Below are 22,606 nucleotides of genomic sequence, written 5' to 3' on the forward strand. Positions count from 1 at the left end.
GGTCGGCCGCGAAGGTCGAGCTCGCTGCAGCCCGCCGTCTTTCGGCAGGTGCGGAGCCCGCCGGCATCGCGTAAGAAGAGGCCGCCATGCCGACCTTCGCTGCGCTGTCCCGCCTCGTCCCGCTCACTCTGCTCGTCGCCGCGGCTTGCGGGCCCACGGAGCCCGGCGGTACCGGGGCGACGACGAGCGCCGGCGACACACCGGGGACCTCGAGCGAGACCAGCGGCGACCCGGCGGAGAGCACCTCGACGAGCACGGGCGACGTCACGACGAGCGACGTCACGACGGGTGAACCGACCACTGGTCCGGCGGTCACGAGCACCACCGACACCACCAGCACCACCGACCCCACCGACACCACCAGCACCACGAGCACCACCGAGGCCACGAGCACCACCGGCGATCCCGATGTGCCGCTGCAGTGCCCCGAGGCCATCGACCAGGCGATCCTGGCCTGCGTCGCCGATCTGCAGAGCGATCCCGAGCTCGCCGCGGGCAACTTCCTCCTCGATCTGCTGTTCATGTGCAGCGACGCCGAGCCGGTCGCCGACGATTACGACGCGCACTGCGCGAACGCCCCGGACGACCCGATCTGCGCCCTCGAGTATCCGCAGTTCGTCGAGGACGTGCTCCCGGCGTGCATCACTCGCGCGCAGACGATCCTGTTCGCCGACGTGTGCCTGCTGCCGGGGTCGTACGACGAGCTGTTGTTCGCGCCGGCGGTCGTGCTGATGGATCGGCGGCTCGTGACCGACGCCGCCGAGCTCGATGCCACCGAGCAGGAGCAGTTCTTGCGGGCGAGCGCGGAGATCGGGGTCGCCAGCGCGACCGTCGAGGAGGCGCTCGGCGCCACCGACGAGGGCGCGGTCGAGCAGCTCACCGTCCTCGATGTCGGCACCGATCGCGTGCTCGTGCTGTATTCGGCGCGCTACGCCGGCGTCCGCCACGGCCGCATGTTCTTCTGGCAGACCTTCACGATCGCCGGCGCGGTCGAGGCCGACGTGTTCACCCGCTGCGGGGTGGAGCAGACGATCGAGGGTCGGCCCTGCGAGGACGCGCTCGCGTGCGGCGACGAGCACACGTGCTTCGACGTGCTCGTGGGCGAGGGCGGCGTCGTGCTCGCGCCGGGCACCTGCGTGTCGGAGGCCGCGATCCCGGGCGACGGTGCCGCTTGCAGCGCGCACGCCGATTGTGAGCCGAGCATCGGCCTGCTCTGCCTCGACCGGCTCGAGGGCGAGGGCGACGGGACTTGCCGACCGGGCTGGATGCGCCGCAGCTTCGCCGGTCCTGCCGGTGATTCGCAGCTCGTCGAAGACGGCACCCTGCTGCTCCCGATCCTCGCCTCCGGCATCGCTACCGTCCCGACCGGCGCGTACCTCGACCTGCAGATCGTCCAGGATCAGGCCAACAGCCTCGCCGTCCACCTCGTCAATCCGGGCGGGACCAGCACCACCGTCACCGTCTCGGAGGGCCCGGTGATCGATCTGCAGTTGTTCGAGGTCGGCGTGCCCACCGACGAGAGCGCCGGCGGCACCTGGCACCTCGCCGTCGAGGACCTCGGAGGGGCCGCGAGCGGCGTCGTCACGCGGCTGGCCTTGACCCTCGACACTCGCTTCGATTGATTCGAATGCGCGCGGCCCCGTCGCTCGATCGCTGGCGGCGCGCTTCCATCCGCGCGGTTCGGAGCTGACGCGTCGAGGCTCGATGGATACGATGCTGGCGATGCCTCGCGCGCTCGTGTCGCTCCTCGTGATGTCCGCCTGCGCCCGCGAGACCGCCGTCGACCCGGTCGTGCCCGAGAAGGCACGGCAGGCGCCCGCGGAGGCCCCGGCACGGGGCGTCGCGCCGGCCCCGGTCGTGGGCCTGCGAGCGACCGCGATCGCGGTCGGCGGCGCCACTTCGTACGCCCGGATGATCGACGGTACAGTGCGAGGCTGGGGTGACGGCGCTCGTTTCGCGCTGGGGCGCGAGGACGCCGCGGCTGTCAGCTATCCGCTGGCGATCGCAGGAGTCGCGCGCGCGACGGCGGTGTTCGCCGGGGGCACCGACATGGCCACCGCGTGCGCCACGATCGACGACGGCCGCGTGCTGTGCTGGGGCGCTCGCCGCGGCTTCCCGTTGACCCGCGAGCTGAGCGTCGAGGGCGTACCGGCGACGGAGGTGCCCGCACTGGCGGGCGCGCGCGAGATCACGATCGGCTCGGGCTTCGGCTGCGCGTTGATGGCGGACGAGACGGTGCGCTGCTGGGGCGGCGTACCCGGGTGGGTGGAGCTGCCGCGACAGCGCGAGCCGGAGCCGGTCCCGGGGCTGGACGGCGTGGTCTCGGTGCGCGCTGGATGGTCGTACGTGTGCGCGCTCGGCAAGGACGGCCGCGTGCGCTGTTGGGGCAAGAACTACGCGCTTCAGGTCGTTCCGTCCGAGAGTAAATCCTTCGTGGCGAAGGTGCCGACCGTCGTCGCGGGGGTCGAGGACGCGGTCGAACTCGCGGTCGCCCAGCACTTCGGCGCGGCCCGTCTCGGCGACGGGACGCTGCGCGTCTGGGGCGGCGAGGCCCCCGTCGATGTGTCACCGGGACGCGTGTCCCCGCTGGCGCTCGCCGGCACGCCGGTCGCGCTCTCGAGCTCCGGTGTCGGCTCTCATGTCTGTGCGATCGCCGAGCGCGGCACGGTGCAGTGCGTCGGCTACAACCGTTACGGTCAACTCGGCGTCCCGCCCGGCCAACGCTTCGCCGCGAAGACGATGGTGGCGGTCCCGCAATTGACCGACGCGGTCGCAGTGGCCACGTCGCAGAATCACAGTTGCGCGCTCGTGCGTGACGGCAATGTGTGGTGCTGGGGCGGCAACAGCCGCGGCGGCCTCGGTGACGGCACGCTGAGCGATACCCCCGAACCTCGGCCCGTGGCCCACCTGCTCGACATCACGCCGCTCCCGCCCTCGCCGCCCCGGCTCGTCGACGACGGGCCGGTGGAGTCTTACGAAGGCCTCCCCGAAGGTTGCGCCCATCCGACGCTGGCGCTGACGCTCCCGGGCCGCGAGCGGACGGACTTCGCGGTGAAGTCGGCGTATGCGCGAATCGCCGACGATGGCAAGACGGCATCGATCCACCTGCGCGACCACGGCTTCGACGTCGCAAAGACCTTTTGGTACGAGCCGCCGCGCGGGGACCGACTCCACCTCGAGCTCGTCCTCACCCACACGAAAACCGTGAAGCAGCAGCGCCGCGATCCCGCGACCCAGAGAGTGATCCACAGCGAATGGGTCAAGCTCCCCTTGAAGCTGAAGCCTGGCGTTCACCGCACCTTCGCGGCCTGGCTCGCCCTGGATTCGCCGGGGGCCTGGTCCTCCGTCGAGTTCATGCTCACCGCCGCGGACAGACCGATCCTTCTCGAAGCCTCGCCGGTCCGCGGCGCCGATACTCAGGAGGTCACGATCACCCGCCTGGGCCCGGACTGGATCTGCGGCGCGCTCGCCGTTTCGAGCCCGCGCGGGACCCTGACCGGAGAATTCGCCGCACGCGTCCACTCGCCGTGAGGGCGAGCGAGGGTGTGCCGCCGCCCACGCGTGGGCGAAAACGCGCAGCGCAAATCTGCGCGCATCGGCCACCCCGAGCCTTGTGAGCGGCTACGCGCTGTGCGAGGATGCGCGGACCGGAGCCTCATGAGCCGTCGCCGCCGCAAACTCGCGCTCTTCCCCACGGGCGAGGGGCTGCCCCGGGGGGACGACCCGGCGCTGCCGGGGCCGGTGTCCGGCGCGGCGCACCCGGCGCCAGGTGGCCGCAGGCTTCGGCGTGGGTCGGCTCGACCTGGTCAGCCGCGCACACCGCGCATTGCGGCATGACCGACCCGGGAGGCGGCGCGCCCTCAACGAGGATGCCTTCCTGGCGGATGGTCGGCTCGGCCTGTTCATCGTCGCCGACGGCGTCGGTGGCAGGCCATTCGGCGGCCTCGCTGCCGGCGAGGCGGTGTCGGTGCTGTGGGAGTGGATCTATCGTGAGACCCGAGCGCTCGGCGCGAGCTGGACGGGTGGCGAGGCTGCCGTGCAGATCGCGGGGGTCGTTCGCTCGGCGATGCAGAACGCGTCTCGTACGCTGCGCACCATGGCGAACACCGATCTTCGCTATGCAGGGATGTGCACCACCGCCTCGGTCGTCCTCGTCGCCGGCGAAATCGCAGTGGTGGGACAGGTCGGAGACTCGCGGGTGTATCACGCGCGCGGCGCGGAGGTCCGTCAGGTCACCGAGGACCACACGCTGTTCAACCTGCGGCTCAAGCAAGGGCTCGTGACCTCGGAGCACGCGCGCGGCCGCAGATCGCCCATTACCCGGGCGCTCGGCCTGACCGACGAATTGGAGGTCGACATCTACGCCGTGCCCGTCGCGCGAGGGGACCGGCTGCTGCTGTGCTCCGATGGCCTTCACGAGTACTTCGATCGCGCGAATGTCCTGCGCCACCTGTTCCAGCTCGACATCCGGGCCGCCGCTCCCGCCGCAGTGCGACACGCCCGGCGGCCCGGCGGGCGGGACAACATCACGGGGCTCTTCGTGGAGATCCTCGGCCCGGGTTAGCGGGCGCTCATCGAGCGAATGGCTTGACGGCCAACCAGGCGCCCGTCAAGCGCCGCCGCGGCGGACCGTTCACTGCGGATTGAGCCGGGATGTTGTCACTCGTGCGAGCCCCGAACCCGTACCTCGGGTCTCCGGTCTCTCCCGCCCGCCGGCGGCGATTGCCTGGACCCCGGATTCATGTCGGAGCAATGGCGGCATGCCACGATAGAGTCGAATGATGCCTGTCCTGTCGGACAGACGTTCGCGCAGCCCGCGGACCTGCGCTGGCGCGTGCGCGCGAGAAAAATCTGTGCTGCCTGCGAAACCTTCGGGCCGTGGCCTGGGACAGTCCTGAAAGGTCTCAGGACGCCGGCATGATCCATGGGCCAGGCGTCGACGCTCCCTGATCATCCCTATGGTTCCAACCATTAGACTTCGCACCTGCCTGTTTTCCTCCGTCCTGGCGCTCGCCCCGCTGGCAGTCGACGCGCACGCCGTCGCTCCGACCGTCCCCTTCGCTGCAGCGACCCGCGTCGAACCCGCGCCCCAGGAGGCCCCGTACAGGGCCCTCGTGGCCTCGCGGCACCCCGCGCGCGGCGTGCCCTCGCTGCTGCTCGCGGCCGACGGCGCTCCGCCGCGGGCGAGCAGCGCCGAACAAGCGGCCAGGCTGCACCTCGAGCAGCAGCGCCAGGCGTACGGCGTCTCGCGCGAGGCGCTGGCCGCCACCCGTGCCCTGTTCACGCACGACGTCGGCCGCGGCGGCGTGCTCGTCGCGCTGCGCCAGAGCGTCGGCGGCATCGAGCTGTTCGGCAACGACATCAAGGTCCTGCTCGATCGCTCGCACCGACTCGTGGCCATCTCCGGCAGCCCGCACCCGGCCGGCGTCGCCGCCCCGCTCGTCCCCTCGACGTCGGCGAAGACCGCGGCGATCGCCGCGGCGCTGCGCCAGATCCACGGCGTGGCCGTCGAGCCCAGTTGGTTCGTCGCCGACGCCACGCCGCGCTCGGACGACTTCGAGCGCTTCGTGCTCGGCACCGGCGACGCCGGCAGGCTCGGGCTGCGCCGGCCCGCGCGCGTGAAGCCGGTGTACTTCCCCGTCGGCGACGCGCTGGCGCCGGCGTACCTCGTCGAGCTGCAGTCCTTCACCAGGGAGCAGCCCGAGTCCGCAGTCCATCAATACGTGATCGCCGTCGACGACGGCCGCGTGCTCTGGCACCGCAACGCCAGCGCGCACGCGGGCTTCCAGTACCGCGGGTTCATCGGCGCCGACGGCCGCCCGCTCGACGGCCCGACCGAGGACTTCACGCCGTACCCGTCCGGCGCCCCAGACCCCGAGGATCAGACGCAGCAGTTCGTCGAGCCGAACCTCGTGACGATGGAGGGCTTCAATCACAACCCCGACGACCAGGCCGACCCGTGGCTGCCGGCCGACGCGACGCAGACGTTCGGCAACCACGTCGACGCCTACGTCGATTTCCACGACCCGAGCGGGTTCCAGCCCGCCAGCGGTGAATTCCGCGCCAGCGTCAGCGCGCCGGGTGTGTTCGACTACACCTACGACACCGCCGGCGAGCCGCTCGCGAACGAGGTGCAAGGGACCGCGGCGATCGTGCAGGCGTTCTACACCACCAATTGGCTGCACGACTGGTGGTATGATTCGGGCTTCGACGAGGCCGCCGGCGCGGCCCAGTTCGACAACTTCGGCCGCGGCGGGATCGACGGCGATCGCCTGCGCGTGGAGGTGCAGGACGCCGCGTACGCGGAGAAACGCGACCGCGCGTCGATGCACACGCCCTTCGACGGCGAGTCGCCGTGGATGGAGCTGGCCCTGTTCAGCCCGAAGAGCTTCACCGCCGAGCTCACCGTCCCCGCGCTGGGCACGTCCTTCGAGGTCGGGGCCGCGGTGTTCGGTCCCAAGGTGTTCGACCTCTCCGCCGAGCTGGTGCTCGCGGACGACGGGGAGGGCACGCCGTCGGACGCTTGCCAGCCGATCGTCAACGACGTGGCCGGCAAGATCGTCCTGATCGACCGCGGCGGCGGTTGCATCTTCGTCCCCAAGGCCGAGACCGCGCTCGCGGCCGGCGCGGCCGGCGTCATCCTCGTCAACAACAAGCCCGGCGATGGCTCGTTCCGGCCGGGCCGGGAGATCGGCGCCCCGAACCCGCAGATCGCCACGGTCGGCCTGTCGATGGAGGACGGCGCGACGCTCAAGGCTGCCCTGCTGAACGGGCCGCTGGTCGCCGACCTGAGCGGGCTGACCACGCCCGACCGCGACGTCGCGCTCGACAACCTCGTCGTCGCCCACGAGTACGGCCATTACATCCACCACCGTCTGGTGGCCGCCGGCAACCTGCAGAGCCTGGCCCAGAGCGAGGGCTGGAGCGATTTCCTCGCCCTTCACCTGGCCCTCCGGTCAGGCGACGACCTCGCCGGCGCCTACGGCCATTCCAGCTACGTCGCCCCGGCCGGGGGGCCCTGGTTCGGCCTGCGGCGGTACACCTATTCGACCGACATGAGCAAGAATCCGCTGACCTTCCGGCACATCCAGGACGGCGAGCCGCTGCCCGACGGCGCGCCGATGCAGGCGAGCGCGTCGCCCAATTCGGGGGTCCACAACGCCGGCGAGGTGTGGGCGACGATGCTGTGGGAGGTCTACGTCGCGCTGCACCAGGCCCACGCGGGCGATCTCGAGTTCGACGCGGTCCGCCGGCGGATGTCGGACTACGTCGTCGCCGGCATGATGCTGGCGCCGACCCAGCCGACCTACACCGAGCAACGCGACGCGCTCCTCACGGCCATCGGCCAGCACAGCGTCGAGGACTTCGTCGCCGCCGCGCAGGCGTTCGCGCGCCGCGGCGCCGGCACGTGCGCAGTCTCGCCGCCGCACGACTCGGAGACCCTCGTCGGCGTGGTCGAGGACTTCGAGGTCCGTCCGCAGGGGGCGCTCGTCGCCGCCAGCCTCGACGACGCAGTCGACTCGTGCGACGGCGACGGGCTCCTCGACGCCGGAGAGTCGGGGCGCCTGACCGTCACAGTGCGCAACTTCGGCGCGGCGCCGCTGATCGGCGCCACCCTCACGGTCGTCGGAGCGCCGGACAACCTGGCCCTCGGGCCAGCTACGTCGATCGCCGTGCCCGAGGTCGGCCCGCTCGCGGAGGTCGAGGTCAGCTTCGACGCCCAGCTCGCGGCCGCGAGCGGCGCGACGCCGCTGACGCTCACAGTGCGCCTCGACACCCCCGCGGGCTGCGAGGCGAGCACCGAGCTGCTCCTGCCGACGGCGCTCGACGCCGACCGCACGCCCGCGGGCGGCAACGCCGACGACGTCGAGTCCGCCGCCACGTCGTGGACGATCGGCGGGACCGGCGGCGAGGCAGTGTGGTCGCGCGTGCCCTCGGCGACCTCCGGCACGATCTGGCACGCCACGAGCTCCAGCACCGTGAGCGACACCTGGCTCGCCTCGCCGCCGCTGAAGGTCTCGCCCGATCAACCGTTCGTCGTCAGCTTCGAGCACATGCACGCGTTCGAGGTGCGCGTCGATCCAATGCTGACTTTCGTGGACGGCGGGGTGATCGAGATCTCGCGCGACGGCGGCGGGACGTGGGAAGACGTCGCAGCCCACGTGAAGAAGAGCCCGTACACCGCGCCGATCCTCGGCGGGCTGAACCCGCTGTTCGGCGAGGGCGGCGTGGTCGGCTTCAACCCCTCGTACCCGCAGCGCGACCCGGTCTCGCTCGACTTCGGGACGTCGCTTTCCGGCGAGACGGTGCAGCTGCGCTTCCGCGTCGGCACCAACCCGAGCACCGGGGGACACGGCTGGGACCTCGACAACTTCGAGTTCGCGGGCATCGTCGACGGCCCGTTCCCGCAGTGGATCGACGACGACGGCGAGTGCGACGGCGAGTCGCCGACGACGACCGCAGACGGCACGGGCACGGGCACGGGCGACGATTCGTCCGCCACCGGCGCGAGCGACACGAGCGACGAGCAGCCGAGCGGCGAGGACGGTTGCGCCTGCTCGGCCGAAGGCGAGGGCGGGCCGGCGGCGCTGCAATTCGCGCCGCTGCTGCTCCTGGCGGCGCTGCGCCGCCGCTCGCGCCGCGCTCGTTGAAAGCGCGCGCGTCGATGGCTCACGGCGGCCGCGAGCTCGACGGGCTCGCGGCCGCGGTGCCGGAGTGGCCGCTGGAATGTCGGCACCATTATCGGTAGCCACCAGTCCGCGCGCCGGCCTGCTTGCCCCTCATCGGGCTCAGCCGGCGCCTGCTTCCACGACCGGTTGCCAGAAGTAGCAGTTCGCGGGCACCGCCTCGCCCTTGAGCGCCCTGGCGAGCTTGCACTCGCGCCCGGCGAGCGCGTCCATCGTGAAGAGGAGGCTCTGCATCGGGATATGGGCCTCGGCAGAGACCGTCACTGTGACCTCGTTCGGGAACATTTCCTTGTAGCTCTTCGCCCGCTGTTCGAGCGCAGCGTAGTCGAAGCGGGCATAGTCATTGAGGGGTGTGCCCGGTTTGGCCAGCGGGATCGTCGGCGCTTTGGAGTTGGTCGCCTTGCCGGCCTCGGCGCCCTCCTGCTGGCCATCCGCGGAGATCAGGAAGCCATCTTCCAGAACCATCACCTTGAGGTTCAGCGGCTTCTCCTTGGGCGCGTCGTCGGGCTTCTTCTCGGCGCTGGCGGCCGAGAAGCGCGGCGGCGAGACGTTGATGGAGGCAAAGGACGCGTACTCCATCGCCGCGAGCAGGAGCGGGATCATCAGGAACATGACGTTCATGACGGGGAGCAGATCGGCGACGATCTCCTCTTCTTCGAACTTCTTTCTCTTCTTGCGCATCGCGTCATCTCCATTTCCAGGGAGCAACAACGAGTCGGGGCTGTTGCACCTGCGCGGCGATCAGATCGAGTGATGTCACATGGAGGCGTGGCCTCCTGATAAACCTCTGCACAATCATTCCTGGGGCTGGAGCCTCGCGCCCGAGGGTTGCATGCTCCGGTCCCTACAGTGTCGCGGTCGCGAGCGACCCTACAGGCCAGCGACAGGAAATTTCACGGGCCGCGAGACGAGGCCCTGGCGACCGATCGATGCGTGTCCGCCACCACGTCCGGAAATGGGACGACCACCCGCAGTGCCGCGGCAGACGAAAACCCTACATGGAGGATCGCCCGAGCAGATCCCCATAAAACCGCAGCGGGCCGCGGCTCGCGCTCCCCGCTCGCGCGCGGGGAGCCGACCGCGTTTCAGAACGCTACGCCTGCTTGACGAAGGCGCGGGGCGCGATCCCCCAGCGCGGGTCGCCGGCCAAGGCCGCGCGGCACTGGGCGAAGTTGGTGGCCCCGGTGATCCGCGCGAACGCAGCCTCTGCGCCCTCGACCTGACGATTGACGCACTGCGCGAGCGCGCACATCGCATATTCGAAATAGTCGCCGCCGAACGCCTCCTTCACGGGCATGGCCTCGAAGCCGAGGTTGTCCCAATTCGTGGCGTGGATGTTCCCGTCGTCCAGGTCGGGGCCGTTGGGGCGACCGGCGAATCGCTCGAAGGTGATCCCCCAGTTCGCGTCGAACGCCGCTTGCTGCTGGTTCTCGGGCCAGGAGAGCGCGCTGCAGACCCGCGAATAGGCCTGATAGGCCCAGTGCCAGCCCTCGGGGTTCGTGCCGTCCGACATGCGCTGGACCAGGCCCTCGCCCATCCACTGCATGAACGCGTCGGCGTCCGCCTGCTGGCTGGCGTCGATGACCTTGAGGTCGAGCACCCACGCGACCGAGCCGACCACGTAATCGCTCATCCACGTCCGCTCGCCGCCGATGTCGCCCCAGTACATCTGGTCCGGCTCGATGACGAGGCCGAGCGCGTTCGTGTGGTAGCCGCGCATCCACACGAACGACGCCCCCACTGCGCTGGCGTACCCACGGCGAAGCCGGGCTCTGCTTGCAGTCGAGGACGAGCTTGTCGGTGGGGACCGGCTCGTCCCCGGTCGTGCTGGTCGGCACCGGCTCGTCGCCGGTCGAGGTGCCGGTCGTCGGGGTCGTGTCGATAGGCTCGGTCCCCGTCCCGGTGGTGGAGGCGTTGGTATCGCCGGAGGTGCTCGCAGTGGTGTCACCGTCGTTGCCGCCGCATGCGCCGGCGAGCAGGCAGGTCGCGACGAGGAGGGAGCGCCGCGAACCGGAGAGGTCGCGCATGTGCGGGCGCATGTTCCGGGTGGTCTTCGGGACAGATCCATTCGTGGTACCCGCAATGTTCTCGACGCCCCGGGCGCGGCCGTCCGGCACGGTCCCTTCGTCGACCGCACGGCTGCCCTGGCGGCAGAACGGGCAGGACGACGCGGCGCTCGGCAGTTGTCGATGGCAACGAAAGCAAGGCTGCATGGCGGGGCACGCTAGAGGAGCCGCCGAAGGCCAGTCACGGCGGCGAAGCGCCGAGAATGAGCATTCATTGCGCTCTGCTCAATCGGGGGGTGCAGTCGACACAGGGCGAGAATGCGCCGTGTCTCCCCGCGGCCACGAGCGCGGCACCGGGGCGAGTCCCGTGGTCGAACGCTGACGGCGTGTCTCCGCGCGACCAGGGCCGGGCGTGCATCCGCACGCTTACGCCGACGATTGTGTCGACAGCGACTCGCACACGATCGAGAGTGCTCCGATCCACCTGCTCGAGCTGCGAGGATCCACCCGGCTGCCTCGACGTCGTCGACGGCGAGCAAGCCGAGCGTGCATCGACGCTCGGCCGTGAACTCCCGCGCTGCGGCGGTCAGTGAGCCCACCCGAGACCGAGGCGGCGCGTCGCACTCACGCGGCCGGCTGCGCTGCGAGGAAATCGAGCACAGTCGCGACGAACGTGTCCGGGTGCTCGATGTTGGACAGATGCACCGCCGGCAACACCACCAGCCGCGCTCCGGGCACGGTCGCGGCGATCTGCTCGCCGTGCGCCAGAGAGGTCACTGTGTCGTCGCGGCCGGCGATCACCAGAGTGGGCGCGTCGATCAGCGCGATGGTGCGGCGCAAGTCGGCGTCGCGCACGGCCGCCCAGGCGCCGGCCAGGCCGCGGCGATCGGTGGCGAGCAGCATCGCCCGGAACGCGTCGACGACCGGATCGCCGGCCTGCAACATCGCCGGCGGGAACCAGTTGGCGAGGAACATCTCGGCGGTGGCTTTCATGTCGGGCGCGCGCAGGACCGCGGCGATGCGCTCGTCCCACTGCGGCGCCGGGCCGAGATAGGCGGCGGTGTTGCTCAGCACCAGCCGGCCCAGCCGCTCGGGCGCATGCACGCCGAGCCACTGCCCGGTGAAGCCGCCGAGCGACAGGCCGAGGAAGTGGGCGCGCGCGATGCAGAGGCCGTCCAGCAGCTCGAGCACGTCGCGGCCGAGGCGATCGAGCGAGTAAGCCCCGGCCGGCACCGCGGAGGCACCGTGGCCCCGGGTGTCGTGGCGCAGCACGCGAAAGTGACGCACGAGCGCGGCGATCTGCCCGTCCCACATCGCCATGGTGGTGCCGATCGAGTTGGCCAGGGCGAGCACCGGGGCGTCGGCCGGGCCGTCCAGGCGGTAGGCGAGGCGGGTGCCGTCGCCGGCGGTGAAGAAGGATGCATCGTTCATGGCATGGGTCCCTGTGCGGACGCGCGGAGGCGCCGCGGTCCAAAGCTAGGCACTGGGGCGCTTTGATAAAATTACAAAATTTGCACAAACTCTGTAACTTTCTCCGACATGGCCGAGTTCACCCTGCACGACCTCCAGTGCTTCGACGCGGTGGTGGGCGCCGGCGGCTTCCAGGCCGCGGCGGCGCAGCTGCACCGCTCGCACCCTGCAGTGTTCGCCGCGGTCGCCAAGCTCGAGCGGCAGCTCGACCTGCGCCTGCTCGACCGCAGCGGCTACCGGGTGGCGCCGACCGCAGCCGGCCGCTCGTTCCTCCGCCGGGCCCAGGCGCTGCTGCGCGAGGCGGACAGCCTGCAACGGCACGCGACGCAGCTGGCGATGGGCGAGGAGAGCGAGCTGCGGGTGGTGGTCGGCGACCTGTGCCCGCTGCCGGCGACTCTGGGCCTGCTCGGCCGCTTCTTCGCGCAGTGCCCGACGACGCGGCTGCACCTGCACTTCGAGGCGGTCTCCGGGCCCCGTGAACGCCTGCTCGACGGCGAGGCCGACCTGATCTTGCACCCGATCGACAAGACCGACCCGCAGCTGGAATGGGTCGATCTGTGCAAGGTGCCGCTGGTGCCGGTGGCCGCGCCGGGGTTCCTGCCGGCCCCGAACCCGCGCTCGCTCCGCCCGGAGCTGCTGCGCGAGTACACGCAATGCGTGCTCCGGGACACTGCCCGCCATTCGCCGCCGCGCGACCATTTTTTAATAAAAGGGGCGCCGCAATGCACCGTGGCCGACCACGCGATGAAGAAGGAGATCGTGCTGCAAGGGCTGGGCTGGGGCCACCTGCCCCGCTTCCTGGTCGAGCGCGAGCTGGCCGAGGGGCGGCTGCTGTGCCTGTCCGGGCCCCGTCTGCCAGGTCTGGTGGAGGACCTGGTGGCGGCGCGCTGCAGCGACCGCCCGCACGGGCCGGTGGCGACGCGGCTGTGGCAATTTTTGAAAGAGCAGGCGCCGCGGTTCCGCGCGGTGGTCAAGACCGGGGGGAGCAAGCGGCGGGAAACTCGCTGACCCGAGAGAATGGCCCTTCTCTTTGCGATGATTCGACGCGGCGGTGCCGCGTGTCACGTGATATCAGGCGAGCGCGCGAATGGGCGCACCCTGCTGTATTCGACCCCCGCGAGCGCACCGACGAACAGCCCCTCGAGCCCGACGTGCGCGAGGCCGAAGATGCTCGCAGTGTCCGCGGTGATGGCGACGATCGCGGCGCAGACGGCGACCCACGCGAGGTTGGCGACGACGAGGATGTCGATCGCGCGGCGGGTGGGCGTGTGCCCGCGCGAGGCGCGAACGGCGAGCGTGCCGGAGTAGCAGGAATAGGCGAGGTTCACGGCGCCGATGAAGAGGACGAGCGCCGGCGGGAAGGCGTGGAGCTGCGCGAGGACGTCGTGGATCGCTAGCACCACGACGCCGGCGACGCAGGCAGCGGAGCCGTCGAGCCAGAGGATCGCGCGGGCGCGGCGGGGCATCATGACGGGCGAGCGTAGCGCGAAAGCCCGGGCCGTCCCAGGGCCGCGGATTCGGCGCGCGCGTCGAGGGAGGCGCGTCAGAGCGGCGTGATCGAGACTGTCGCCGTATAAAAGGTCGATGGAGCGCCCTGGTATTGCTGGTAGGGGTTGTCGGGGCCGAGGACGACGAGCGGCGTCGTGATTCGACCGCCCGCGTCGGCGAACACGGCGTACTCGGTGGCCACGCCCTGGCCGTCTTCGATCGCCACGCTGTGCGGCGCGCCCGGGACGTAGAGCGGCGCGGTCGTCACCTCGGCCTCGCCGCTGCCGTCGAGGGTGAAGCTCTCCGGTCCCTCGACGACGAGCGTCGCCAGCTCGGCGACCGCGCGCAGCATGCTCACCTCGTAGCCGAACGCCGCGAATTCGTCGTCGGCGCTGGTGTACGTGAAGGCGGTCGGCGCGGGCGGCGGAGCGGCGAACACCGCCATCAGGTGCGGGAGCCAGTCGGCCAGCCACGGGCTCCACCAGGTGAAGCTGTGATTCGCCAGGGTCTCCTCGATGTAACGAGGCCCGGTGCCGGCCTCGATGACGGTGCAGGCGCCGTTCGTGCAGACCGACCGCTCCGGATCGAAGCCGGCGGCCGCGACCGCGGCGTGGAAGCGCTGGTTGAGGACGTGAATTTGACCGTCGTCGTCGGTGCCGCTGTAATACGTGAGGTCGACGGGGCCGAGGTTCTCCACGAGGTCGACCGGATTGTGGGCGCGGTAATTGAGCTGCTGGGCGTTGTGGGCCCACAGCGGCTCGTTGTTGTAGGGGCCGAAGATCGCGTTGGCGTCGGCGGCGGCGCCGATGCCGGAGGCCCAGACGATGATCTGCTGCGGCGAGTAGGTCATGTCGAGTCCGCCCGAGAAGGATGCGGCCGCGACGAAGAGGTCGGGGTGGCGCGCGGCGTAGGAGAGCGCGCCGAAGCCACCCATCGAGAGGCCGGCGATCGCCCGACCCTCCCGCGTCCCGTGGGTGCGGAGGTTGACGTCGATCCAGCGCACGAGCTGGTGAATATGAAAGGTCTCGTAGCGCGGGGTGTCGTCGGCCTCGCGGACGAACCAATCGGTGTACCAGCCCTTCCCGCCGCCCTCGGGCATCACGACGATGAGCTCGAGGTCGGCGGCGAGCACGTCGGCGCCGCCGTCGGCGGTCCAGTCGACGTAGGAGCCAGTCCCGCCGTGGAGCAGGAAGAGCACGGGATAGGCGAGCTCCTGGCCGTCGTCGTAGCTGGCGGGCAGGAGGATGCGGGCGCGCGCCTCGGGCTGCTCGATGGCGCTGGTCGAGGGCGGAAACGGACTCTTCGGATCGATCGCCGCAGTGGCAAAGGTGACGTCGAAGAGGCGCGGATCGCCGGGCGGGCGCTCGTTCACGGCGTGGAGCCCGTTGACGTCGACGAAGTCCTGGGCGCGGGCGGACGAGATCGCCGCGAATGGGAGCAGGAGGCCGAGGAGGGTCGTCGGTCGGATCATGGTCGCTTCTCCCGAGGTTCGAGCGGCAAGGGAGCGAATGGGCCGCCGGGTCGAGTGTGGCACGGCCAGGGAGGCGGCCAGGGCGATTGGCGTGTGACGAAGCGTGGGGTCCATGAAGCGGCATTCGCACCCCAGGCGTCGTCGAGCTCGCCAGGAAGCGCGAATGGTGAGCGCCTGTCCTTGGGGACAGGCGATCGCGGAGCGTGGCCGTCGAGCTCGCCGGCGTGCTCGAATGAAAGAGCCTATGTTTCGAAACAGCCGATCGCGGTGCGACTCCGCGCGAATGGTGGTAGCCTGTCCCTTGGGTCAGACTCTCGCGGTGCTGCGCGCGGCCATCGCGTCGCCCTCTGCCGAAGACTCAGCCGCCGTCGAGCCGCTGGCGGACGTCCTGGGCGTAGCGGCTGCGGGGGAAGCGGCGCAGGAACTCGGCGCCGGCCTGCGCGGCGTCCCGCTCGCGGCCGAGGCGGTGCAGCGCCTCGACGCGCCCGTGCAGGGCCTCCTCGGCGAGGGCGCCCTGCGGGGCGTCGCGGAGGTAGCCGTCGAAGGCCGAGAGGGCGCCGCGCGAGTCGCCGAGCGGGCCGAGCGAGAGCTGACCGAGCGCGACCTGGGCGGTGCGGGCGAGCGAGGTGTCGCCGTGCTCGCGCAGCAGGCGGCGATAGATGCGGGCGGCCGCCCGGTACTTGCCGGCCCCGCGGAGGGCGTGCGCCTCGTCGATGAGCTCGCCGGGGTCGCTGGCGGGACGCGGCTTGGCGGGAGCGCCCCGCTCGGAGCGGCTGCCGCCTTCGGGGACGACCTGCGCGAGCGAGTCGGCGGTCTCGCCCTCGGCGAGCAAGCGCTCGACGTCCCCCTCGCGCAGGCGGTGGGCGCCGCGGACCGCGGTGATCCGCCAGCGCTGCGGCTCGGCGACGATCAAGAGGGCGCCGGGCTCGTCGCTGACGATCGCCACCCCGGCGACCTCGACCCAGACGATGCCGACGCCGGCCGGCGCGACCTCGACGCGGACGCTGCCGCGCTCGACGGCGAGGACCGCCCCGCGCACCCGCAGCTCGGCCTCGTCCTCGGCGCAGGCGGTGAACCGGTCCGCAGCCCCGACGCAGGCCGCCCCGGCGAGCCGCAGCGGGCCGTCGACGAGGGGCTGCTGCAGCGCGAGCGGGCCCTCGCCGGTGGCGCTGCCGCGGAGCAGGCGCAGCTCGGTGGGGATGTCCTTCGGGACAGGCGCAGGCTCGGGCGCGCGCGCGGCGAGGCTGTCCTTCGCGGCGGGCGAATCATCGGGGCTGTCCTTCGGGACATGCGACGATTCTTCGCGTCTGTCCTTCGGGACAGACGCGGCGAGCGGCGACGACGTGTCTTCAAAAGCGTGTCCGAAGGGGCGAATCAGCAGGAGCCAGGCGGCGGCCGCGGCGAGGGCGACGCCCATGCCGATGACGAGGGCCGAGCGCCGGCCGCTCGCGGGCCGCGCTCCGGTCGCGCCGGTCTGGCCGGCGAGGAAGCGGTCGACTGCGACTGCGACGAGCGCGTCGTCGGCGGCGGGGTCCTGCGCTTCGGGCTCGCCGCGGCGGAGGGCGTCGAGCAGCTCGCGCTCGCGCCGGGTGGCAGGGCCGTCGCCGCGGTGGGCCGCGAGGAAGGCGGCGTCGTCGGCCGCGAGCGGGTCGCCGCCGAGGGACGCGTCGACGAGCCGGCGCCAGCGTCGGTCCTCGGGGGTGTCGTCGATTGCTTCGGGGTCGTGGTGCATCGGAGGCTCCGTCACGGGTTCGGACGGCCGAGGTTGAGGTCGCGGCGGATGAGCTTGCGGAGGGTCTCTTCGGCCTTGAGGACCCGCGACTTGACGGTCGGCACCGGCGCCCCGGTCAGCTCGGCGATCTCGGGCAAGGTGTGGTCGAGCGCGTGGCGGAGCACGAGGGCGATCCGCTGCTGCTCGGGGAGGAGCTCGAGGTAGTCGGTGACTGCGCGCGGGATGTGCTCGCGGAGGTCGTCACCGCGATCGGGAGGCTCGCTGCCGGGGTCGTCCTCGTCGTGGGCGACGACGGCGAGCCGGCGGCCGCGACGGAGCCAGCGCATGGTGACGCGGACGGTGATCCGGCGAGCCCACGCCTCGAGCGGGCCCTGGCCGGCGTAGGTGCGCGCCGACTCGAGCAGCTCGATGAGGGCGGACTGCGAGACGTCGTCGGCGTCGGTGCCGGAGCCGAGGAGCGCCCGCGTGACCCGGCGCGCGACCGGCAGGAGCCGGCGGGCGAAGCTGGTCGCGGCCTGGCGATCGCCGGCGGCGGTCGCCCGCGCGAGCGCGCGAGCCTCGGCGTGATCGGCGAGGTCGTCAGGCGGCGCGTCGGCCGGGACGGCCACGAGCACGGATGCGGGGGCCTTGGCGAGCAATCGCCGGTAGGGTGGCCCGGCGGCGGCCCGGCGGATGAAAAAAAAGCTGGCGGCGGGCTGGCGCGCTCTGGCGAGGCCCGGGCCGGCGGGCGCGGTGGCCCGCGAGGGCGAACGCGAAACGACCGCCTCTAGCGCACCCAGACGAAGCCCAGGCCGGCGGTGGCGCCGACGGTCGGCGGGCGCACCAGCGGGGTCGTGCCCACGGGCGTGCGGGCGACGAGGTCGAAGTTGCGCAGCCAGATGTCGAGGCCGGCCGCGAGGACGAGGGCGAAGCCGCGCCCGAGCTGCACGCCGAGGCCGACGGTCGGCGCGACGCCGACCCGCACTCCCGCGCCCCCGCGCGCCTGCGAGCCTTCGCTCGGCCGCCAGACGACCGCCTCGCCGCGCCCGACCAGCGCGGGCTCGACGAAGACGCGGCGGCGAGCCCCGAGCGGGACGCGGACGCCGATCCGCAGGGTGAAGCCGACGCGGCCGAGGCGGAGGCGGGCGTCGGTGAAGCTGTGCTGGCCGAGCTCCGGGGTGAGCACGGGGTGCAGGAGGCCGGCGCCGCCCACCGCGACGACCAGACCGCGGCGGCCGAGGAAGCCGACCTCGACGCCGAGCCCGCTGGCCCACGGCAGCTGGGCGGCGTAGCTCGAGCCGACGTAGCCCAGGCCGAGCAGCAGGCGCACGGGCGGCGTCGGCGGGGGCTTCGGCGGCGGCGCGGCGGGCTGCGGCGGGGGAGGAGGCGGCGGCGGCTCCGCCTCGGGCACCGGCACCGCGATCACCTCCATGTCGGCCGGCGCCTCGCTGGCCGCGAGCGAGGCGACCAGGCCGCGGATGACGACGCCGAGGATCTCCCGCGTCTCGCGCGGCTCGTCGGGCGTGTCGAGGTGCCGCGTGTAGAGCCGCTCCGGCGCGCCGAGGAGGAGATAGACGGTGCTGCCCTGCCCGGCCCCGGCCTCGATCCACACGACCGCGCCGACGCCCTCGGCGAGGCGCTCGCGGGCCCACTCGAGCTGCTCCGCGAGCGCGGCGGCCGGCCGGACCTCGACCGCGGGGCCGACGTCGAGATCGGCGAGGTGGCCGCGCAGGGCCTGGACGACCGCGACCGCGTCGATGCGGCCGCCCTCGATCACGCCGACGACGATCCGCCGCGGCAAGGTGGCGGTCTCGGTCGCCCCGCCAGGCGGGCTCACGGGCGCCGGTTCACCGACGACGAGCGCGAGGGCCAGAGGGATGGCGACCACAGGGCGCCAGTTGTATCCCGGCCCGGCAGCGCCGACCAGCCGGGGCGCGGCGGGTCAGCACTCCAGGCAGGTGCCCACCACTGTGGTGCCCTGCGGATCGAGCTCGATGTTGTTGGACTCGCGGATGCCTCGCCACTCGAACAGGCCGCCGCCGAGGTCGGTCGCGGCGTGATTCCAGCGATCGACGACTGCGGCGTCGGTGGCGAGCTGGACCCACCAGGCCGCCCGCGCGGCGCCGGTGCTGGTGAGCGTGAGCTCGTAGCAGGAGCCGGTCTCCCAGTCGCTGGTGAGCGCGCGCGCGACAGTGAGCCCGTCGGAGACGTCGACGACGACGAGGCCGCAGCGGCCGTCGGCCGGCTCGCCGCCGTCGAGCCCCAGGACCTCGCCCTCGCCGCGGCAGGCCAGCAGCGCGGCCGCGAGCAGGACGACGCGAGGGCGGCGGCGAGCTCGAGCAGCGGCGCGCATGCCCTCTTCTAGCCGGCGGACCGCGGGCAGGCAACGGCGCGCGCAGACCGACGCGCCGCTGCCGGACCGCCCCGCCTCACTCGGCGCGGCGGACGAAGTGCTCGCTCGCCGCCAGCTCGACGTAGAACTCGCGCAGGCCGAGCTCGCCGTCCTGCAGCGCAGTGCGGGCCTCCTCGGCGAGGCAGTTCTCCTCGACGCCGTAGGCGAAGTTGGCCAGCAGGCCGCTGACGCAGTCGGTCGTCTGCCCCAGCTCGGCCAGCTTGCTCGACATGTCCGTGAGGCCGTCGAAGGTGATCAGCGGCACGAGCTTGGAGTCCACCGCCTGGCCGGTCGCGTCGATCGGCAGGCCGTTCTCGTCGGCGCGGAAGCGGCCCGCGCCGTCGAAGTGCTCGAAGCCGAAGCCGATCGGATCGAAGTACTGATGGCACGACTGGCAGGCAGGATCGCCGGCGTGCGCGACCTCGTAGCGCTCGCGGGTGGTCTGCGCGCCGGGCATCGGCGGATCGATCGCCGGGATGTTCATCGGCGGGGGAATGTGCGGACCGCACAGCAGCCGGTCGTAGACGAGCAGGCCGCGCTTGGTCGGCGACGAGCTGTCGGCGTGGGCCTGGCCCGCGAGCACCGAGCCCTGGGCCAGCAGACCGACGCCCCAGTCGGCCGGACGCTCGACCACCGCGCTGTCGCCGGCGACCTGACCGAAGCCGTAGAACTGCGAGAGCGTCGCGTCGAGCACGGTGAACGGCGCGGTCAGCAAGGCCCGGACGTCGCCGTCCTGGGCGAACACCACCTCGTCGACGAAGCGCTTCGTCTCGTCGATCATGCGCATGCGGATGTCGTCGAAGCCGACGACGTCGAGCTTCACCTTGCTCTCGACCTGCGGGTACTTGGCCCACTGGCGGAAGAACAGGTGCAGGACGTCCTTGCCGCGCGGGGTCGACAGCAGCGCGCTGGCCTCGGCCATGCGCGCCTCGGGGGTGGCGAGCGCGCCCTGCTCGGCCTTGGCCAGCAGCTCCGGGCTCGGCGTGCTGCCGCCGTAGGTGTACGCGAGCGCGGTCGCGATCTCGTGCTGCGTCAGCGCGTGGCCGCCGTCGCCCGGCTCGCCGAGCTCGCTGCGGTACACCGCGTGCGGCGACTGGATGAGGCCCACGAGAGTCCACTTGAGCGCGACGGGGAACTCGACCTCGGCGGCGATCGAGGCGAAGTGCGCCTCGTAGCGCGCCCGCTCCTCGGCCGTCAGCGGGCGGCGGAACAGCCGCTGGCCGTAGGTGCCGATGAACTCGGCGGCGCAGGCGGAGTCGGGGCTCTGGGCCGCGCACGGCAAGATCACCGGCAGCACCGCGGGCGCGGTGACTGCGTCGCCGACCTCCTCGGCGGTGGCCAGCCACTCGGCCGCGGTCTGGTCGCCGACGAGCAGCGTCGCCGCGTCGTTGGTGAAGCCGTGCTTCGAGGCCGGATCGATGCCCAGCTGCACCCCGGACCAGGTGGCCTCGATCTCGGGGAAGATGTCGCGCAGCGTGTGCTCGAGCTCGACCTGAGTCAGGCGCCGCAGCACCCGCGCGCCCAGCCGCGACTGCTCGCAGCGCCCGGCCGGGTTCACCGGCGGCGGGTCGGCGTCGGTGTCGCTCGCGGCGCCGGTCGGGTCGTCGGTGGTGGTCGGGACCCCGGCCGAGGTGCCGGCGGTGTCGGTGTCGCTGCCGGCGGCGTCGGTGTCGCTGCCGGCCCCGCCGTTGCCGCTCGGGCAACCTGTCCCGAGGGCCAGGCTGAAGGCGAGGTACGCGTGTCGGGAGGAGAGGTGGATGCGTGTCATGCCTTGAGCTCCTGGATGGCAGAGACCGACTGACCGCCGATCGAGCCGAGCGGGACGTCCATGGCGTCGGCGAGGCTCGCCAGCATGTCGATGTGGCTGCGCTCGACCTGCACCACCTGCTGCGTCTTCAGGTAACCGCCGCCGCCGCCGATCAGGATCGCCGGCAGGCTCGAGCTGACGGGCTGACCGTCGATCCACACGTCCGAGTGGTCCGAGTTGTGATTGGCGCCGTCGGACACCTCGCTGCACACGTAGACCAGCGAGTTGTCGAGCACGGTGCGGGTCGGGTCCTCGACGTCGAGCGGGTCGGGCTGGTCCAGCACCTTGAGGAACTTCTCGGCCAGGCGCTCGAAGAACCACTTCTGGCACTGCGCGAACTCGGCCCGGCCAGCCGCGTCCCACGAGTGCGAGACGGGGTCGTGGTGACCCTTGGCGATCCCCGGGCCGCCCTCGAAGCCGAAGTTGAGGCCGGCGTTGACCCACATGTTCTGCAGCGTGATCACGCGCGCCGAGCCGCACATGAAGGCGTACGCGCTGGCCTCGAGGTGCGCGTCGAGCAGCTTGCCGAAGAAGCTCTGGTTGAGCGGGTCGAGCCCGGCGACCGCGTCGACGGCCGGCAGCGCCGGCTTGGCGTCGCAGCTCACCATCGGCGGCGGCGGCCCCTCGCCCGAGGCCTTGGCCTTGAGGTTGCGGATCGCGTCGAGGTGCAGCGCCAGCTTGTTCTCCTCGCGCGTCAGCCCCGACACCGCCCCCTGCATCGCCTCGATCTCGCCCTCGGTCAGCCCGAGCGTCGCGGCGCGGAACTTGTTCTCGTCGACGCCAGGCATCGGCATCGGCGCCGGACCGACGCCCTGGAACAGCTGCGTCACCGCCTCGACCGGGCTCTCGATCGGCCGCACCCACGAGCCGTGCTTGACCAGGTAACAGTCGCTGTAGAAGCCGGCCCCCTTGTCGTAGGGGATCGCGCCGAGCACGTGCGGAGTGACGCCCATGCCCTCGGCGATCAGCCGGTCGATCGAGTCGCTGCCCTCGCCCTCGGCGAAGCCGGTCAAGGTCGCGCGGATCGCCACGTGGTTCGAGATGCCGCCGTTCATCGACAGGCCGCGGACGACCGCGACGCGGTCGCGGTACGGGAGCAGCGGGCTCAGCACGTTCGAGCCCTGCAAGAAGGCGTCGCCCTCGCCGTACGGCCCGAGGTGCTCGGGCGGCATGCCGTGCGGGACGTAGAAGATGAAGAGGCGCTTCGGCCGGTCGCCGGGGGCGGCGACCGCCAGGCGCGACATCTGGGCCGCGAGCGGCGCGGCGATGCCGAGGCCCAGCGCCTTCAAAAAGGTGCGGCGCATCAGTCGGTGCTGCGATCGGTGCATGCGTTCCTCCGCGCGCGCAGGCTGCCCGCGCGCGATGTTCGACAGGGAGAGTGACAGGAGCAGGAGATCGTGGCCCGGGCGGCTTCGGACGAGCCGCGGGGACGTCGCGCGACCGGCGTCGCGGGAGCATCTTGGGGTGACCCAAGGTTCATGGCTGTAAGTTCATGTCGATAAGTTCATGTCGCGCCCCGCGAGCGTCGACCGGGCGACGTCTCACGTCCCCTGTGGCGCGCCGCGGATGAGGTG

16 protein-coding genes are annotated in these 22,606 nt (G+C 71.9%); 5 read left to right on the forward strand and 11 right to left on the reverse strand.

The features are described from left to right. Positions 1 to 86: 86 nt before the first annotated feature. From OV090_RS41200 to OV090_RS41215, 4 genes are all read left to right on the forward strand, one after another. Positions 87 to 1,622 carry a hypothetical protein gene (locus OV090_RS41200; protein WP_267710358.1) on the forward strand — a complete coding sequence of 512 codons (1,536 nt, stop codon included), beginning with the start codon at positions 87 to 89 and terminating at the stop codon, positions 1,620 to 1,622. Positions 1,623 to 1,722: 100 nt separating this feature from the next. Next, on the forward strand, positions 1,723 to 3,531 hold the full coding sequence (locus tag OV090_RS41205) for a hypothetical protein (protein ID WP_267710359.1): 1,809 nt from the start codon (positions 1,723 to 1,725) through the stop codon (positions 3,529 to 3,531). Positions 3,532 to 3,769: 238 nt separating this feature from the next. Beyond that, a complete protein-coding gene (locus OV090_RS41210; protein ID WP_267710360.1) occupies positions 3,770 to 4,564 on the forward strand; it encodes a protein phosphatase 2C domain-containing protein in 795 nt (264 codons plus the stop codon). A 550-nt stretch (positions 4,565 to 5,114) separates the two neighbouring features. Next, positions 5,115 to 8,651, forward strand: a complete 3,537-nt coding sequence (locus tag OV090_RS41215) for a M36 family metallopeptidase (protein ID WP_267710361.1) — start codon at positions 5,115 to 5,117, stop codon at positions 8,649 to 8,651. A gap of 138 nt (positions 8,652 to 8,789) precedes the next feature. Here OV090_RS41215 and OV090_RS41220 read toward each other — a convergent pair whose 3' ends face one another. From OV090_RS41220 to pcaD, 3 genes are all read right to left on the reverse strand, one after another. After that, positions 8,790 to 9,368 (reverse strand): biopolymer transporter ExbD, encoded by a 579-nt coding sequence (locus OV090_RS41220; protein WP_267710362.1) that lies wholly within the window; start codon positions 9,366 to 9,368, stop codon positions 8,790 to 8,792. 412 nt (positions 9,369 to 9,780) lie between these two features. After that, positions 9,781 to 10,428 carry a hypothetical protein gene (locus OV090_RS41225; RefSeq protein WP_267710363.1) on the reverse strand — a complete coding sequence of 216 codons (648 nt, stop codon included), beginning with the start codon at positions 10,426 to 10,428 and terminating at the stop codon, positions 9,781 to 9,783. Between the two features lie 889 nt (positions 10,429 to 11,317). Beyond that, positions 11,318 to 12,124 (reverse strand): 3-oxoadipate enol-lactonase, encoded by an 807-nt coding sequence (gene pcaD, locus OV090_RS41230; protein ID WP_267710365.1) that lies wholly within the window; start codon positions 12,122 to 12,124, stop codon positions 11,318 to 11,320. A 108-nt stretch (positions 12,125 to 12,232) separates the two neighbouring features. On the opposite strand from pcaD, the gene OV090_RS41235 reads away from it, so the two are divergent. Beyond that, positions 12,233 to 13,171, forward strand: a complete 939-nt coding sequence (locus tag OV090_RS41235) for a LysR family transcriptional regulator (RefSeq protein ID WP_267710366.1) — start codon at positions 12,233 to 12,235, stop codon at positions 13,169 to 13,171. A 53-nt stretch (positions 13,172 to 13,224) separates the two neighbouring features. Here the strand turns inward: OV090_RS41235 and OV090_RS41240 are convergent, their stop codons facing one another. From OV090_RS41240 to OV090_RS41275, 8 genes are all read right to left on the reverse strand, one after another. Further along, positions 13,225 to 13,632 carry a hypothetical protein gene (locus OV090_RS41240; RefSeq protein WP_267710367.1) on the reverse strand — a complete coding sequence of 136 codons (408 nt, stop codon included), beginning with the start codon at positions 13,630 to 13,632 and terminating at the stop codon, positions 13,225 to 13,227. 74 nt (positions 13,633 to 13,706) lie between these two features. After that, positions 13,707 to 15,122 carry an alpha/beta hydrolase family protein gene (locus OV090_RS41245; protein ID WP_267710368.1) on the reverse strand — a complete coding sequence of 472 codons (1,416 nt, stop codon included), beginning with the start codon at positions 15,120 to 15,122 and terminating at the stop codon, positions 13,707 to 13,709. Between the two features lie 358 nt (positions 15,123 to 15,480). Further along, positions 15,481 to 16,869 (reverse strand): hypothetical protein, encoded by a 1,389-nt coding sequence (locus tag OV090_RS41250; protein ID WP_267710369.1) that lies wholly within the window; start codon positions 16,867 to 16,869, stop codon positions 15,481 to 15,483. After that, entirely contained in the window at positions 16,866 to 17,468 is a 603-nt protein-coding gene (locus tag OV090_RS41255) for a sigma-70 family RNA polymerase sigma factor (RefSeq protein ID WP_267710370.1), read from the reverse strand. Before OV090_RS41255 ends, OV090_RS41250 begins: the two co-directional genes overlap by 4 nt. A gap of 152 nt (positions 17,469 to 17,620) precedes the next feature. Beyond that, positions 17,621 to 18,721, reverse strand: a complete 1,101-nt coding sequence (locus OV090_RS41260; RefSeq protein WP_267710371.1) for a hypothetical protein — start codon at positions 18,719 to 18,721, stop codon at positions 17,621 to 17,623. A 54-nt stretch (positions 18,722 to 18,775) separates the two neighbouring features. Continuing rightward, positions 18,776 to 19,186, reverse strand: coding sequence for a hypothetical protein (locus OV090_RS41265; RefSeq protein ID WP_267710372.1), 411 nt, complete (start codon positions 19,184 to 19,186; stop codon positions 18,776 to 18,778). Between the two features lie 76 nt (positions 19,187 to 19,262). Beyond that, on the reverse strand, positions 19,263 to 20,993 hold the full coding sequence (locus tag OV090_RS41270; RefSeq protein ID WP_267710373.1) for a DUF1592 domain-containing protein: 1,731 nt from the start codon (positions 20,991 to 20,993) through the stop codon (positions 19,263 to 19,265). Then, positions 20,990 to 22,360 carry a DUF1552 domain-containing protein gene (locus OV090_RS41275; RefSeq protein WP_267710374.1) on the reverse strand — a complete coding sequence of 457 codons (1,371 nt, stop codon included), beginning with the start codon at positions 22,358 to 22,360 and terminating at the stop codon, positions 20,990 to 20,992. Before OV090_RS41275 ends, OV090_RS41270 begins: the two co-directional genes overlap by 4 nt. Positions 22,361 to 22,606 lie beyond the last annotated feature (246 nt).

The sequence above is a fragment of the Nannocystis sp. RBIL2 genome, from assembly GCF_026626745.1.
Classification (GTDB): domain Bacteria; phylum Myxococcota_A; class Polyangia; order Nannocystales; family Nannocystaceae; genus Nannocystis.